At 54.4% G+C, this 15,734-nt stretch carries 12 protein-coding genes; 9 read left to right on the forward strand and 3 right to left on the reverse strand.

Going from position 1 to position 15,734, the window contains the following annotated elements:
* Positions 1-33: 33 nt before the first annotated feature.
* Entirely contained in the window at positions 34-627 is a 594-nt protein-coding gene (locus tag COMA1_RS02095) for a protoglobin domain-containing protein (protein WP_090743076.1), read from the reverse strand.
* A 198-nt stretch (positions 628-825) separates the two neighbouring features.
* The gene (locus COMA1_RS02100; protein ID WP_090743079.1) at positions 826-1,239 is read right to left on the reverse strand and encodes an acyl-CoA thioesterase; all 414 of its coding nucleotides are present in this window, start codon (positions 1,237-1,239) and stop codon (positions 826-828) included.
* A gap of 751 nt (positions 1,240-1,990) precedes the next feature.
* On the opposite strand from COMA1_RS02100, the gene COMA1_RS02105 reads away from it, so the two are divergent.
* The gene (locus COMA1_RS02105; protein ID WP_407921310.1) at positions 1,991-3,088 is read left to right on the forward strand and encodes an acyltransferase family protein; all 1,098 of its coding nucleotides are present in this window, start codon (positions 1,991-1,993) and stop codon (positions 3,086-3,088) included.
* A gap of 237 nt (positions 3,089-3,325) precedes the next feature.
* Here the strand turns inward: COMA1_RS02105 and COMA1_RS02110 are convergent, their stop codons facing one another.
* Positions 3,326-4,582 carry a TIGR02710 family CRISPR-associated CARF protein gene (locus COMA1_RS02110; RefSeq protein ID WP_090743085.1) on the reverse strand — a complete coding sequence of 419 codons (1,257 nt, stop codon included), beginning with the start codon at positions 4,580-4,582 and terminating at the stop codon, positions 3,326-3,328.
* Between the two features lie 239 nt (positions 4,583-4,821).
* Between COMA1_RS02110 and COMA1_RS02115 the strand changes: the two genes are divergently transcribed.
* From COMA1_RS02115 to COMA1_RS02150, 8 genes are all read left to right on the forward strand, one after another.
* The gene (locus tag COMA1_RS02115; RefSeq protein ID WP_090743088.1) at positions 4,822-5,958 is read left to right on the forward strand and encodes a cell envelope integrity TolA family protein; all 1,137 of its coding nucleotides are present in this window, start codon (positions 4,822-4,824) and stop codon (positions 5,956-5,958) included.
* Between the two features lie 99 nt (positions 5,959-6,057).
* Entirely contained in the window at positions 6,058-8,457 is a 2,400-nt protein-coding gene (locus tag COMA1_RS02120) for a type I restriction-modification system subunit M (protein WP_090743090.1), read from the forward strand.
* On the forward strand, positions 8,448-9,674 hold the full coding sequence (locus COMA1_RS02125) for a restriction endonuclease subunit S (RefSeq protein ID WP_176697782.1): 1,227 nt from the start codon (positions 8,448-8,450) through the stop codon (positions 9,672-9,674). The genes COMA1_RS02120 and COMA1_RS02125 overlap by 10 nt, the downstream gene beginning before the upstream one ends.
* Positions 9,675-9,680: 6 nt before the next feature.
* The gene (locus COMA1_RS02130; protein ID WP_090743096.1) at positions 9,681-10,037 is read left to right on the forward strand and encodes a four helix bundle protein; all 357 of its coding nucleotides are present in this window, start codon (positions 9,681-9,683) and stop codon (positions 10,035-10,037) included.
* Positions 10,038-10,095: 58 nt separating this feature from the next.
* Positions 10,096-11,427, forward strand: coding sequence for an ATP-binding protein (locus COMA1_RS02135; protein ID WP_090743099.1), 1,332 nt, complete (start codon positions 10,096-10,098; stop codon positions 11,425-11,427).
* Positions 11,409-11,669, forward strand: coding sequence for a hypothetical protein (locus tag COMA1_RS02140; RefSeq protein ID WP_090743102.1), 261 nt, complete (start codon positions 11,409-11,411; stop codon positions 11,667-11,669). The genes COMA1_RS02135 and COMA1_RS02140 overlap by 19 nt, the downstream gene beginning before the upstream one ends.
* 178 nt (positions 11,670-11,847) lie before the next feature.
* A complete protein-coding gene (locus COMA1_RS02145; protein WP_090743105.1) occupies positions 11,848-14,988 on the forward strand; it encodes a type I restriction endonuclease subunit R in 3,141 nt (1,046 codons plus the stop codon).
* On the forward strand, positions 14,988-15,704 hold the full coding sequence (locus tag COMA1_RS02150) for a M48 family metallopeptidase (RefSeq protein WP_090743108.1): 717 nt from the start codon (positions 14,988-14,990) through the stop codon (positions 15,702-15,704). Before COMA1_RS02145 ends, COMA1_RS02150 begins: the two co-directional genes overlap by 1 nt.
* Positions 15,705-15,734 lie beyond the last annotated feature (30 nt).

Raw genomic sequence — 15,734 nt, forward strand, 5'->3', positions numbered from 1 at the left:
GAGAATGTCCCCACAATTCGCTTGAACCTGCACTTAGAAATCGCCGGGTTTCACGTACGGGTGGCTCCAGAGCGTAAGCTGAAGCAGGCAAGACTTTATCCATGCGGCATACATCTTCTCGACTTCCTCGGCCGAGTGGCCCTTCTTTGCAAGAAATGGCTTCAGCGTAAAGGTCACCGGAAAGATGAGCGCGAAGAGGTCGCGAAACGGCACGATCGCGGCCGACGCTGACGCACCATCCGTCTGGTTCTTCTTCGTACGATGATGACGCAGGCCGATCTCATGTTGATAATCGAGCCACTTCTGATCGAATTCTGCACGGGCGGTGTCGAGAATCCACTGGCCGAACCGCTTACGCACTCCACCCAAATAGTCGCCGAGAGGCTTGCCGTCGCTCTTACCAAGGAACGATTGAAGCAGATGCGGCTGGGACCCGACAAAGCCGTACCACACATCCAAAATGGCTTCCACCTGGTCCTTCACCACGTCATGCGAGAGACGTAAATATTTCACGTCCTCGTCGCCGAACAACGCACTCTTTTTCATCAGCTCGAAATCGGCAAGGCTCACCGGCGACTTTGTGACCGCCGAGGTGCCATAGGTATATCCGGGAATCTGCTGGCTCATACGGGACACTCCTTTCATCTTGTTGCAATGGCCGCTCTCACAAATCAGGGCATGGCGACGACGCGCTGGCTGAGAGCAGCCGCTAGATCCAGGCACCGCGCTCATCATGGAACGATGACCGAACAGGGCCAAACGTGGGGACCGTCGTTCGTCCATTGCGGAAAGCAACGGACGGCCGCTGGCTCCTCGCAGTGCACATTACGGATGAGGTCTCTCCACAGTATGCGGCTCCGACTGTATCGCGGCGATGATCACCTTGTCCAGACGCTTTACCTTGCCGTTGCCGTCCGTCGCCGCCAACCGAGCTGAGCCTTTCACCACGACACGCCCACTCACTTTCTCACGGATGACATGTGAAAAGGTCAACGCCGCTCGAGTCACATCGTCGACTGCCGTTTCGACGACCAACGTGTCTCCATACCGACCAGGTGAGCAATAGTCCACCTCTGCCCGCACGACAACAAAGATAATGCCCTGCTCCATCAACGCAGTCACCGAATGCCCACGCATCTCGAGGTATTCGGTCCGAGCCCGCTCAAAATATTTCAGATAATTGGCGTAGTAGACGACCCCACCGCAATCGGTATCTTCGTAGTAAATCTTTATTTCCAACTGTTTACCTTGTTCATTTATAACTTTACAGTGAGTTTTCAGTGATTTTTCGATTACTTCTTGTCCCGTTCATCGCAAGCGTTTCAAAAACGGCGTGGAATTGTAGCAGAGTCCACTTGGGTATGACATTCCTGCTTGCGCCAGTCTCCAAGAATTTCACCTTCCCTCAAGCGATTCGGTTTGGGTAGTGTGGTTTCTGACTTGCTACCGACGGTCACTTCTCTAAAGATCATTTCTCAGCACCATGGGATACCCCTGACAGCCAGAAAGAAATCCGAAGAACTAGTAAGTCGGACTGTCGAGGCAAGGCAATTGTCGCATATGAGAGCTGATGGTATTCTGCCGCTTATTCTGACCCCTAGCCTTAGGCTGGACTTTGTCACGCTCCAGAGCCCGTCCTTCCTTCTCGGAGGTTCCGCTATGACGCTTCGCTCCATTCTTCTTACCCACATACTCCTCGGTGCGCTGGCTTCAGCAGCGCGTGAATCCGCCTGAAGCCGCAGACAACCCGCAACAATTAAAAGCCGAGTCTAAGAACGGGGATGCGACAACATGCGTATCCTTAGTGGCAGGGAACGGAACAAAGCAAGATTACTTACAAGAGGCAGACTTTACAGGAAAGCCTGTGATGGCTGGCCAGCAATATTGGACGAGCGTTTGGTTTTCAAGTAGAGTTGCTTCTCCTGTGACCACAGAGACACCTGCGCTGCCCCCCTATGACAGATTTACAGTTAGGCTGTTTATCTTTCCCATGAACAAATTGCCATCACTTCAGGCGCTCAGAGGCATTGCCGTTCTAGGCGTCGTAGCGTTTCACTCTTTATCCATCGAACAAAAATACTCCGGTGGAGACATACTACTTCCCGATTTGTTACGTGTCGGGCAATCAGGCGTTGATCTGTTTTTTGTGATTAGCGGTTTTGTTATGGTTACCGTAACGGAAGGTCGCTTCGAACGCAGCAGCGAAATAATGCGGTTTCTTTGGGGACGGATTACCCGCATTTATCCAACTTACTGGTTCTACTTCTTTTTGACGGCTGCCGTGTTCTTAGTCAAACCCAATTGGGTCAATTCCTCGCAAGGGCATCAAGCCCAGCTTATTTCCTCTTTTCTTTTATTACCTAGCAACCACCTACCGCTTGTCATGGTTGCTTGGTCACTCATTCACGAATTATGGTTCTATCTCGCATTCACCATTCTTTTAAGATTTCATGAACGCTTCCTATTCCCATCATTGCTCGTATGGGGAGCAATCGTCACGATACTCAATCTACTCGTAACAGTTGCTGACTTGTCAGCAACTGCCCGTATCGCTCTTCATCCATATTCGCTTGAGTTCATCATCGGCGCATTGACTGGCATCTCTCTTTCCAAAGAGCATGCTCCAAAACTGTCTGCGCGTAACGCCGTCTTGACAATTGTCTTTGTTCTATCGATTGGACTTCCTATCATTTATGGTTTCGATATTCTAAAACAAGAAGGCATATTGCGAGCGGGCATCATTGGTACTCTGTACGGATTTCTCGTATTCTCCGTTGTAACACTGGAACAATTTCATAAATTAGCCGCTCCAAAATCACTGCAATTCATCGGTGACATTTCATATACGGTTTACCTGTCTCATGTTCTCGTTCTTTCTGCAATTGGCCGATTATGGCTGATAGCATCTCCGGCGCCAAACAGCTTGTTAGACAATGTGCTTGCCTGCATCATGATGCTGGCGGTCGTTGTGGGTTATGGGTGGATAGGTTATCGGATGGTTGAGCAACCAATACTGCAAGTCTCACATCGTTTGCGTGCGCGCTGGTTTGAAAATGGTTTATGCCCGAGAAGTTGTCACAACCAATGAGATTTCTAAAATCAGCGGCATTTGTGACTATGGCGAATCTTGTTTTGTTATTCACGCTTGAAGCGTGCCGTCAGAATATATATGTGTATGCCTACGGAACATCCAACACAAGAATCGTAGGGGGAGTCTAGAAATTCGAACTACCGGCAAATGAGTTTACAGCGGGTACCGCACAAATGATTCGCATATGATTCATTTTATTGGGGAGTCCACTGCCGAAGCATTCTATTCGAAAACTCATAAGTTCAGAACGGGGAATTTTGGCAGCGACGACTCCACAACACCCGTCAGTCGAAGCACAACCTCATACAGCTGCTGGACCCGCTCAGACTTGATGGGCTCGAAGCCGTGCCCCAGGACAGCGTGATTGGCGGCATCAAGCAACGGCTTCATCTTCGGCCATTCCCTGAGAAAGGCTTGCCCGAGCTGATCGCCCAAGCCGGCTAAGACACGAAACTGCGCCTGGAGTGGCAACTTGTACTTGCCGTCGATATCTTCGAGGTAGCAGGTCTGACAGACTTCCTGAAGCGCAGCTGGCAGTTGTGCAGGCAGCGCATCCCAACTCTTGATCTTGTGTGATTTATACAGACGGACTTGAGCACAGACCTCCAGCGCCCGGACGAGCGCCGTCATAGCTGTTTCAGGATCATGGCGAGCATGCAGTCGTCTCCCGGCAGAGGCCAACAAGTCCAGGATCAGCGACTCCTTGACTTCTGCCGGATCGAGCACGAGTTTCTCAAGAAAACCGGCATTGGCCTTAATCGGAGGGATGATGGCCTTTAAGCCGGGCGGCCCACCCCAGAGTGACGCCATCTCCAGAGCTTTGGTGGCGGTCTTCAGTTTCTCCCACGCTTGACGATAGTGAAACCGCTCCCACAAGTCATACCCCTCAGCCAAATCCGCAAATGCCCGATACAGCGGCTTCTGCCCACCGCTGACCCGCACCTCCACATCGCGAAAAGTCTTGGCGGCAGCGGGGAAGAGACCGCGGTTGAACAGCTCACATCCGTCACGACGTGACACGGCCGCCTGTTCATCCCAGGGATTGCTGTGGGTCCAGATAAAGGACTTCCCGTTCACGTCAACGCGGTCATCCTCCTGCCCCTCTTGAGCTGGGACCAACGCCACCACACGAGAGGTCCAGGGCACGGCCACCAACGTGAGCGCGGCCGCCATCGCGGGTTTGGCTCCACTCATATCCACAACCAGTTCACCTGGCTGGATGGCCCAGGTCCGAAACAATTCCGGGAGTGAGGAGGCGAGCGTCTTGAAGGTTGATGAAAACTCCGTCACATCTTCCAGCACGATCCAATCCCACCGCTTGGGCATCTGATCGATATTCGGCTGGACGGCTGACTCAACCAGCGACTTGCTGCCTTCCGGCAGGACAAAACACAAGGCCTCAGGTTTGAGCCGGTTGATCGAATACGCCGCGGCCGCAGCATCATCGACTAATGCCACCACGAGTGCCTTGATGGGTTGATCTTGCGCCATAGCGCGACGACTATACCACTGGCTCTATTCCCATTCAATTCGGTTGACAGGTGTACAACGGCAATCAACGCAAGTATCTGTCACAAATTGCATGCCCTATCCTCCAAAGACACGCTCTCTGAAACATCAGAAATGGAAGATTCGCTCCGTCCGATTTCCCCTCGTTTTACGGTCAACTAAGAATTTGCACTCTCCTTCTGTTAGGCAACCCACAACTATCTAGAACGGGAAGGTGAACGATGTTCGATACGCGCCGCAACGGGATAGAAGTAACTCGGCAAGCCTTATACGATCAGGTGTGGTCGACACCCATGACCAGACTCGCCAAAGAGTACGGCATTTCAGATGTTGCTTTGGCCAAGATCTGCAAGAAGTTGAATGTGCCCTACCCTCGGCGTGGGTATTGGCGACGAAAGGAGACCGGAAAAACCGTCAAACAACTGCCGCTCCCACCAAACACTGACCCAGCCAAGCAGGGGGTCACCATTCACCGCACCATCAGACCCCAATCTGTGGCGCCACTCTCAGAAGATGCCACGCAACGGATCATCGCGGAGCAGGCTCCTGAACAGAAGATTGTTGTGCCAGACCGACTGACCAACCCGCATCAATTACTAAAAGAACATTTGGCCGAGTGGCGATCACCGAAAGTGGATGCCTACGGTGCTATTTGGTCAGGCAACATCAAACAGCGCAACATACGCGTGAGCCCCACAAGTTTAGGCCGAGCGCTGCGGATCATGGACACCCTCTTTAAAGCGCTTGAATCGCGTGGGTATCCGGTCGGAATTCAGCAGGGCTATCACAAGACACTGGGTGTCCGCATCAATGGAGAGCCGATCACGTTTGGGCTCGAAGAACGATTTCAGCGGATAAACCATCCCGATCAGAAGGATCTAACGCAACAGTGGTGGCAACGACAGCGCTACCAATATACACCGACCGGCACCCTTTCCCTGAAGATCACAGAAGTGTGGGCTGATGGGCTTCAAAAAAACTGGAGCGATGGCAAGACGGCAAAAATCGAAGGTTACCTGAATGAGTTTATCGTCGGACTACTCAGGGCGGCAGAAGCAGTGAAAGCAGCCCGGCTCAAACGTGAACTGGAACATCAAGCACAACGTGAAGCTCAGCAAAAGCGTGAGGAAGAAGCGCGAAAGCGGCAAGAGGAATCGGCCCGACGACAAGCGTTGGAACAGGAAGCGGTCAATTGGGCCAAGGCACAGCAGCTTCGAGGGTATCTGGCCGCTCTCAAAGAAATGCTGATTGCCAAGCATGGGGAGATCCAGCCGGGAAGCCCGGCAGAGCACTGGCTTTCGTGGGCCCATCAGCATGCCGATCGGCTTGATCCACTAATCCGCGAACCGTCCCAATAATGACGCCTACTTTGAGTCTCCCGGCCTTTGAGCTGTGGTGATTTCCTGCTTGGAAAGGGGTATTCTTCGGAACATTTTCTTCGTTCAGAAGCTTGATCCATGGCCATCAAGAAATCCGAACTCTATTCCTCTCTCTGGTCTAGCTGCGACCTGTTGCGTGGCGGTATGGACGCAAGCCAGTACAAGGACTATGTCCTCGTTCTCCTGTTCATCAAATACATCAGCGATAAGTATGCCGACGTCCCGTACGCCCCGATCACCATTCCCAAGGGCGCGAGCTTCAAGGACATGGTGGCGCTCAAGGGCAAGCCGGATATCGGCGATCAGATCAACAAGAAGATCATCGCCCCGCTGGCGAACGGCAACAAGCTCTCCGACATGCCGGACTTCAACGATGCGAACAAGCTCGGCAGTGGCCCTGAAATGGTCAAGCGGCTGACCGACCTCATCGCCATTTTTGAGGACAAGCGCCTCGACTTCTCAAAAAACCGCGCCGAAGGCGACGACATTCTGGGCGATGCCTATGAATACCTCATGCGGCACTTCGCGACGGAGAGCGGCAAGAGCAAGGGCCAGTTCTATACGCCCGCTGAAGTGAGCCGAATCATCGCGCAGGTCATCGGCATCCGCGAAGCGAAGACCAGCGCCTCGAGTACCGTCTACGATCCTACCTGCGGATCAGGCTCGCTACTACTGAAGGTCGCCGATGAGGCCAAGACAAAGCTTACACTCAACGGCCAGGAAAAGGACGCCACCACAGCCGGCCTCGCACGGATGAACATGATCCTGCACAACAATGCTGAAGCGCTGATTGTCCAGGGCAACACACTGGCTGACCCCAAGTTCAAGGACAGTGATACCCTCAAGACCTTCGACTACGTCGTGGCCAATCCGCCTTTCAGCGACAAACGGTGGAGCACCGGCCTCGATCCGCTGCACGACCCGTACGAGCGCTTCCAGCCCTTCGGCACGCCGCCGGCCAAGCAGGGCGACTACGCCTACCTGCTCCACATCGTCCGCTCGCTGAAGAGCACCGGCAAAGGCGCCTGCATCCTGCCCCATGGTGTCTTGTTCCGGGGCAATGCCGAGGCCGACATCCGCCGCAATCTGATTCGCAAGGGCTACATCAAGGGCATCATCGGTCTGCCTGCTAATCTGTTCTATGGCACCGGTATTCCGGCCTGCATCGTGGTCGTGGACAAACAGGACGCCCACACCCGCAAAGGCATCTTCATGATCGACGCCAGCGCCGGCTTCATGAAAGACGGTCCGAAGAACCGCCTCCGCGCACAGGATATTCATCAGATCGTGGATGTCTTCAACAAGCGCCTCGACATGCCGAAGTACTCCCGCATGGTGAGTGTGGACGAGATCGAGAAGAACGAGTTCAACCTCAATCTGCCTCGCTACATCGACAGCCAGCAGACGGAAGACCTGCAAGACATCGAAAGCCACCTGAAAGGCGGCATTCCACAAGCGGATGTGGAGGCACTTCAGCGCTACTGGGATGTGTGTCCCAAGCTCCGGCAGACCCTCTTCAAGGCCAACCGGTCCGGCTACCTCGACCTAGCCGTGGAGAAGTCGGCGATCAAGACCACGATCTACGAGCATCCTGAATTCGCCGCCTTCATCGGCAGGATGAACGCCCACTTTGCGACGTGGAAGGACAAGACCGCCCAGTCACTCCGGCAGTTGAAGGCCGGATTCCATCCGAAGGAACTCATCGGCAAGCTATCCGAAGACCTGCTCGCCCACTACGTCGGTCAGCCGCTCATCGATAGGTACGATGTCTATCAGCACCTCATGGACTACTGGGCCGGGACCATGCAGGACGACTGCTACCTCATCACCGCAGACGGCTGGAAGGCCGAGACCACTCGCATCATTGAGAAGGACAAGAAGGGCAAGAAGAAAGATAAGGGCTGGACCTGCGACCTTGTGCCTAAGTCGCTCATCGTCGCTCGCTACTTTGCCAAGGAGCAGGAGGCTATCGATCAGCTCACGGCGGAGTTGGAGGGTGTCAGCGCTCGCCTCACGGAATTAGAGGAAGAGCACGGAGGCGAAGAAGGGGCGTTCTCCGAACTCGACAAGGTGAACAAGGCGGAGGTCACCAAACGCCTGAAGGAAATCAAAGGCGATAAGGACGCCAAGGACGAAGCAGCCGTGCTGAACGAATGGCTGAAACTCAGCGACGAAGAGGCCGATTTCAAGAAGCGCCTCAAGGAGGCCGAGGCATCGCTCGACGCCAAGGCCTACGCCAAGTATCCGACGCTCACGGAGACTGAGATCAAGACCCTGGTGGTGGACGACAAGTGGCTCGCGGCGCTCGACAGAGATATCCACAGCGAGATGGACCGTGTGAGCCAGCAGCTCACCCAGCGCGTGAAAGAACTGGCCGAATGCTACGAGACCCCAATGCCTCAGATGGTCAACCGCGTGGCCGATCTGGAAGCCAAGGTGAACCGCCACCTGAAGAAGATGGGGTTCTCGTGGAAGTAAGATCCGGCTACAAGCAGACCGAGCTAGGGGTAATCCCGGAGGATTGGACTATTTCGTCGGTGGGTGCCGAGTTTTCTATTCAGCTTGGCAAGATGCTCGATGCAGAAAAGAACGTTGGCGTGCCAAAGCCGTTCTTGGGTAATCGGGCTGTTCAGTGGGGGAAAATTGACCTAACTGATATCGGTGAGATCAAGCTGACTCCTTCTGACCTCCAACGCTTCCGTCTCCGAAAGGGCGATCTACTTGTGTGCGAAGGAGGAGAGATTGGTCGGGCGACGGTTTGGCAGCAGCCTATCGAGGAGTGCTACTATCAGAAGGCATTGCATCGGTTGCGGCCACTTCGCGGTTACAACGTGCAACTGATGTTGAACATACTTCAACGGTTGGCCTCAACTGGTTTCTTGCTGAACTTTGTCACGCAAACTAGCATCGCTCATCTGCCAAAGGACAAGTTTGAAACTATCCCAATCCCCCTCCCACCCACCAAAGCCGAACAAGAAGCTATTGCCGAGGCGCTGAGCGATGCGGATGTCCTCATCGAATCGCTGGAGCAACTCCTCACCAAAAAGCGCCAGCTCAAACAAGGCGCCATGCAGGAACTCCTCACCGGCAAGAAGCGTCTGCCAGGATTCAGCGGGAAGTGGGAGGCTTACACCATAGAACAACTTGAAAAAGCCAAGTTGGTGAAACTTTCAAGAGGAAAGGTTATCTCGAAAAATGATATTGAGCGAGTGCCAGGTGATTACCCCATCTATTCTTCGTCGGTGAATAACAACGGGTTATTTGGCTGCTACGGCGAGTTCATGTTTAATGAAGAATTGATTACTTGGTCTGTCGATGGTGGAGGAAATTTCTTTTATCGTCCCAGACACAAGTTTTCAGTAACCAATGTTTGTGGTTTCATGCGCGTGGACCCCGTGAAGCTTAATAGCCAGTTTCTCGCCGCACAGCTGCAACTATTGCATAGCCGAAAGAGCTTCGATTATCTCATTAAGGCTCATCCCAGCGTTATCCGGAAGGCCTATCAGGTTCGTCTCCCAGGTTTGGGCGAACAAGCCGTGATCGCCGCCATCCTCTCCGACATGGACGCCGAGATTGTCGCGCTGAAAGCCAAGCTCGCCAAAGCCCGCCAAAGCCCGCCAGCTCAAGCAGGGCATGATGCAGGAGTTATTAACCGGACGTATCCGGCTAATAAATTGAGAATGGATAATGAATAATCGAGAATGAAAGAGAATGTCGTCAAAGCGAAATCGTTTGCGTTCGCGCTCCGAGTGGTGACGTTGACGAAACACTTGCAAGGCGAGAAAAAGGAGTATGTCTTATCAAAGCAAGTATTACGCAGCGGCACAGCCATTGGCGCGTTGGTGCGCGAAGCGGAACATGCGGAAAGTAAAGCCGACTTCACGCACAAAATGAATATTGCGCTCAAGGAAGCCAACGAAACCCTTTACTGGCTGGAGTTGCTCTATCAGTCCGAATACATCGCTGCGCAGGGCTTTGAGTCCATCCGAATGGATAGCGAAGAACTCGTCAAACTTCTGGTCTCGATAGTAAAAACATCCAGAACAGTTAAGAATTGAAAATGAATGACGAGCATTTTCATCTCTCCATTATCAATTCTCCATTAATGTGCCTCGCATGAAAGAGACCCAGCACATCGAATGGAAGGAGTCCTGGCGGGACGAATACCTGAAATGGATTTCGGGTTTCGCCAACGCCGAGGGCGGGGTGCTCGTCATCGGCAAGAACGACCTCGGCAAGGTTTCGGGCGTTGCTGATGCAAAGAAATTGTTGGTTGATCTGCCCAACAAGGTACGCGACATCCTTGGCATCATGGTGGATGTGAACCTGCGTGGGAAGGCCCCGCGAGAATATCTTGAGATCGTGGTGCCGCCCTATCCGAACGCGATCAGTTACCGAGGCGAATATTTTTATCGCAGCGGCAGCACCAATCAGATGCTCAAGGGTGCGGGGCTGGAGCGATTGCTGCTGCGCAAGCACGGCCGCACCTGGGACGGGGTGCCGCTTCCCGGCGTCGCACTGAAAGACCTCGATAAGAAGGCGCTCGCGTTCTTCCGCGCGCAGGCGGCGCGAAGCGGGCGCCTGTCCGCAACGATTATCAAGGAGCCGGATGGTGTGCTGCTGGACAAGCTGCACCTGCGAGAAGGCACGTATTTGACGCGCGCCGCCGTCATGCTGTTTCACCCTTTGCCCGAGCGGTTTTTCGGTGGCGCCTACGTGAAGATCGGGTTCTTCGAGAGCAATACCGATCTGCGCTATCAGGACGTTATCAGCGGTGACCTATTTTCCCAGGTGAATCATGCGGTCGAACTGATTCGGCTCAAATACATGAAGGCGCTGATTTCCTACGAGGGATTACAGCGCATCGAGACCTATCCGGTACCCGAGGCCGCGCTGCGCGAGGCGATACTCAATGCCCTGGTTCACAAGGATTACGCCAGCGCGATCCCGGTCCAAGTCAGCGTGTACGCCGATAAATTGATGATCTGGAACCCTGGCCAATTACCGGCGTCCTGGACTCTTGCGCGCCTGCTCGGCAAGCATTCGTCGGAGCCTTTCAATCCGAATGTTGCCAATGCGTTCTTCCGCGCCGGGATGATCGAGGCCTGGGGCCGTGGCATCGAGCGAATCTTGGAGGCCTGCAGCATTGCCCGCACGCCGGCGCCGGAGTTCCGCGCGGAGGCCGCCGGACTGTGGGCCGTGTTTCCCTATGCCGAAGGGGCTCAGCGGACTACCCAAGAAACTACCCAAGAAACTACCCAAGAAACGACGAGGGACAAGATCTTGGCGGCGCTACACGGCGACCCTACATTAACTCGCAATGCGCTCGCCGAACGCTTCGGCCTGAGCACGGACGGCGTGAAATACCACTTGGGCAAATTAAGGGCCGAGGGGCGCATCAGGCACGTGGGTCCAACCAAAGCTGGAAGATGGGAGGTGCTGAAGTGAGTGCCTTCGGGACGGTTGGCGAGCCTGAACGCGCCACGCAGAACCGCGTCATCGCGCTGTTCCGGGAGGAATTGGGCTACCGTTACCTGGGCGACTGGACCGGCCAAAACCGGTTGGGTGAAAAGTTGGATGAAAGGTTGGATGAAACCCGTGCTGCTATTGTTCAGACCCATGCATGTTTTCACGAAAACATGCTCATTTTCCTGAAAAATATCTCCCACTATAGACATGCAACCAATTGAACAAATGTACTTTTCATGGTGTATGGCCGTGGTGAGGGGTTGGGCATTCACCAAAGTTGATTTCATGGCTGAGTTCTGCGAGGTCGACATCCATCAATTGCTACTTAAACCATCCCGAAATTCGACGACATCATGACTACTCTGACAACGCTGCAGGACGAGATCAACCGGTGAACGCATGACTCACATCGGTCAACCTGAGCAAGCCACGCAGAATCGCGTCATTGCTCTGTTCCGCGACGAGCTAGGCTACCGCTATCTCGGTGACTGGACCGACCGTGAGGGCAACAGCAACATTGAAGAAAGGCTGTTCACCGACTCCCTCACTAAGAGCGGCTATACCTCAGCCCAGATCAGCCGGGCACTGTATCTACTGAAGACCGAGGCAGACAATCACAGCCGCAATCTCTACGGAAACAATCAGGCTGTCTACAAGCTTCTCCGCTACGGGGTGCCGGTCAAGATCGAGGCAGGCAAGGTCACGGAGACCGTTCATCTCATCAATTGGCATGAGCCGGAGAAGAACGACTTCGCGATAGCCGAAGAAATCACGCTCAAGGGAACCCACGAGCGGCGGCCCGATCTCGTGATGTATGTCAACGGCATTGCGGTCGGCGTGATCGAACTCAAGAACAGCCGCGTGTCCATTGGCGACGGTATCCGCCAAAGCCTTTCCAATCAACAGCCTGAGTTCAACGCCTGGTTCTTCAGCACCATGCAATTCATCTTCGCCGGGAACGACTCGGAAGGTCTGCAATACGGGACCATCGGCACGCAGGAGAAGTATTTCCTGAAGTGGAAAGAGGACGAGCAGGACAACTCCCGCTTCAAGCTGGACAAGTATCTGCTCAAGCTGTGTGCGAAGGACCGGCTGATCGAGCTAATCCATGACTTCGTGCTCTTCGACGGCGGAATCAAAAAGCTGCCACGGGTGCACCAGTATTTTGGCATCAAGGCCGCGCAGAACGCTGTACGCCAACGCAAGGGCGGCATCATCTGGCATACGCAAGGAAGCGGCAAGAGCATCGTCATGGTGCTGCTGGCCAAGTGGATTCTGGAGAACTCCCCCCATGCCCGCGTGGCCATCGTCACCGACCGCGACGAACTGGACAAGCAGATCGAACGGGTCTTTACCGATGTCGGCGAGCCGATCACACGCACCAGCAGCGGTCGCGACTTGATGAGCCAGCTTGGCCGTGCGACACCTCGTCTCATGTGCTCACTCGTCCACAAGTTCGGCCGCAAGGACGTGGATGATTTCGACGCCTTTATCAAAGACCTGGAGGCCCAGCCCAGCCGGACCGTGGGCGAGGTGTTCGTGTTCGTGGACGAGTGCCACCGCACGCAGAGCGGCAAGCTGCATCGGGTGATGAAGGCACTCATGCCGAATGCCGTCTTCATCGGCTTCACCGGGACGCCGCTGCTCGCCAAGGATCGGGCTACCAGCCACGAAGTATTCGGCCGATACATCCACACCTACAAGTTCAGCGAGGGTGTAGAGGACGGGGTGGTGCTCGATTTGGTCTATGAGGCGCGGGATATCGATCAGCACCTGGGTTCTCAAGAGAAGATCGACGCCTGGTTCGAGGCCAAGACCAAGGGGCTGAATGATTGGCAGAAGGATGAACTCAAGAAAAAGTGGGGGACGATGCAGCAGGTGCTCAGCTCCAAGTCCCGCATGGATCGGGTGGTGAGTGATGTCGTCTTCGATTTCGGGGTGAAGCCGCGCTTATCCAGTGAACGGGGGAACGCTATCCTCGTGGCCTCAAGCATCTATGAAGCCTGCAAGTATTTCACGCTCTTTCAGAAAACCCCCTTCAAGGGCAGGTGCGCGGTGGTGACCTCCTACAATCCCCATGCTCAGGACGTGACCAAGGAAGAAGTCGGCGCGAACACGGAAACCGACAAGCAGTTCATCTTCAACATCTATACCGAGCTACTGAAAGATATTGACGCGAAGCCGGGTATGACCAAAACCGAAACGTACGAGGAGTGGGCCAAAGCCCTCTTCGTCAAGGAACCGGCGAACATGAAATTACTGGTGGTCGTGGACAAGCTGCTCACCGGATTCGACGCGCCTCCTTGCACCTATCTCTACATCGATAAATCGATGCAGGACCATGGATTGTTCCAAGCAATCTGCCGCACCAATCGTCTTGACGGTGAGGACAAAGACTACGGCTACATCGTGGACTACAAGGATCTATTCAAGAAACTGGTCAACGAGAAGGGCACTGGGGCTCTACAAGTCTATAGCTCCGAGCTAGATCACAGTGCCGGGGGAGCTGCCCCTGAGATTCTGCTGCAAGACCGGCTGAAGAAAGGCAAGGAGCGGCTCGACCAAGCGTTGGAGACTCTGGATCTCCTGTGCGAACCGGTGGCTCCTCCGAAAGGGGAGCTGGAGCATATCCATTATTTCTGTGGGAACACGGAGATTCCGGCTGACCTCCAAGAACGGGAACCGCAACGGGCCGCACTCTATAAGGCAACCGTCGCCCTAGTGCGCGCCTACGCGAACATCGCTGATGAACTCGATCTTGCCGGCTACAGTGCAGCCGACATCAGCCGTATCAAGCAGCAGATGGATCAGTATCTGAATGTCCGCGAGATTGTACGAAAGGCTAGCGGGGAGAGTCTCGACCTCAAGGCCTACGAAGCCGATATGCGCCATCTCATCGATACCTATATCGAGGCGGATGAGCCGAGAAAGATTTCCCCCTTCGATGAGATGCCTTTGCTTGACCTGATCGTGAAGACCGGAATCGGAAATGCCATCGCCACGCAGCTCGGCGGCCTGAGAGGCAACAAGGATGCGATTGCCGAGACCATCGAGAACAACGTGCGTCGCAAAATCATCAAGGAGCATCTGAACGATCCCGCCTACTACGAGACCATGTCGGCGTTGCTGGACGAGATCATTGCTGCGCGCAAGGCGAAGGCTATCGAGTATGAGCAGTATCTGAAACGCATTGCCGACCTCGCCAAACAAGTGGAGGCCGGGCAGGCAGAGGATACGCCGGAGCCGCTCAAGAAGAGCCCGGCTCTACGGGCGCTCTATAACAACCTCAAGGCTACCCACGGAAGACATCCGGATGCCGATCGCGCTGCGGAAACGCAGACCGAATACAGGATTGCCGGTGATCCGACATTGAAACTGGCGTTGAAGATCGACGAGGCTGTGAAAAAGGTGCGTCACGATGGCTGGCGCGGAGTTCAGACACGCGAGCAAGTGATCAAGCAGGCGCTGTATGACCTGCTGCGGGATGAGACTGAGGTGGAGCGCATCTTTCTCATCGTCAAAGCGCAGAGAGAATACTGATGATGGCGCAGGTGCAGCTTGGCAACATCACGGCGGATGTCGTGCTGAAGGACATTAAGAACGTTCATCTCAGTGTCTATCCCCCGAACGGACACGTGCGCATTGCTGCCCCGGCGCGCATGAGTCTCGATACCATCCGTGTCTTTGCCGTTTCAAAGTTGGGCTGGATCAAGCAGCAACAAAAGAAATTGCGGGAGCAGGAACGAGAAACTCCTCGGGAATATCTCAATCGCGAAAGCCATTATCTCTGGGGACGGCGCTACTTGCTCACGGTGCGGGAAGACGACGAGGCACCGTCTATTGAACTGAAGCATAGCCGCATTCTCCTGCATGTGCGCCCTGGAACGAGCGAGGAAAGGAAGCAGGCGCTGTTCGAGGAATGGTATCGCGAGCAACTCAAGCAAGCCGTGCCTCTTCTGATTACCAAGTGGCAACCACTGATAGGAGTGACGGTCAACCGCTTCTTTGTACAACGGATGAAAACGAAATGGGGAAGCTGCAACCCCACGGCAAGGCATATTCGCCTGAACACAGAGTTGACGAAGAAGCCACCGGAATGTCTTGAATACATCGTCGTGCACGAGATGGCGCATCTCATTGAGCCGACTCACACGCAACGATTCATTGCCTTGATGAATCGCTTTATGCCGAAGTGGCAGTTCTACCGTGGGGTACTCAACCGCTTGCCGGTTCGACATGAGACATGGAGCTATTAACGTAAAGATCCCAAGATCTGCGTATCTTTT

The sequence above is a fragment of the Candidatus Nitrospira nitrosa genome, from assembly GCF_001458735.1.
In the GTDB taxonomy this organism is placed as follows: domain Bacteria; phylum Nitrospirota; class Nitrospiria; order Nitrospirales; family Nitrospiraceae; genus Nitrospira_D; species Nitrospira_D nitrosa.

Bases quoted from the DNA above. Each gene is read 5' to 3' on its own strand.
- COMA1_RS02140 (WP_090743102.1), top strand. From the start codon at position 11,409: ATGGGAGGTGCTGAAGTGAGTGCCTTCGGGACGGTTGGCGAGCCTGAA.
- COMA1_RS02135 (WP_090743099.1), top strand. From the start codon at position 10,096: ATGAAAGAGACCCAGCACATCGAATGGAAGGAGTCCTGGCGGGACGAA.
- COMA1_RS02095 (WP_090743076.1), bottom strand. From the start codon at position 627: ATGAGCCAGCAGATTCCCGGATATACCTATGGCACCTCGGCGGTCACA.
- COMA1_RS02130 (WP_090743096.1), top strand. From the start codon at position 9,681: ATGAAAGAGAATGTCGTCAAAGCGAAATCGTTTGCGTTCGCGCTCCGA.
- COMA1_RS02115 (WP_090743088.1), top strand. From the start codon at position 4,822: ATGTTCGATACGCGCCGCAACGGGATAGAAGTAACTCGGCAAGCCTTA.
- COMA1_RS02105 (WP_407921310.1), top strand. From the start codon at position 1,991: ATGAACAAATTGCCATCACTTCAGGCGCTCAGAGGCATTGCCGTTCTA.
- COMA1_RS02120 (WP_090743090.1), top strand. From the start codon at position 6,058: ATGGCCATCAAGAAATCCGAACTCTATTCCTCTCTCTGGTCTAGCTGC.
- COMA1_RS02150 (WP_090743108.1), top strand. From the start codon at position 14,988: ATGATGGCGCAGGTGCAGCTTGGCAACATCACGGCGGATGTCGTGCTG.
- COMA1_RS02110 (WP_090743085.1), bottom strand. From the start codon at position 4,582: ATGGCGCAAGATCAACCCATCAAGGCACTCGTGGTGGCATTAGTCGAT.
- COMA1_RS02145 (WP_090743105.1), top strand. From the start codon at position 11,848: ATGACTCACATCGGTCAACCTGAGCAAGCCACGCAGAATCGCGTCATT.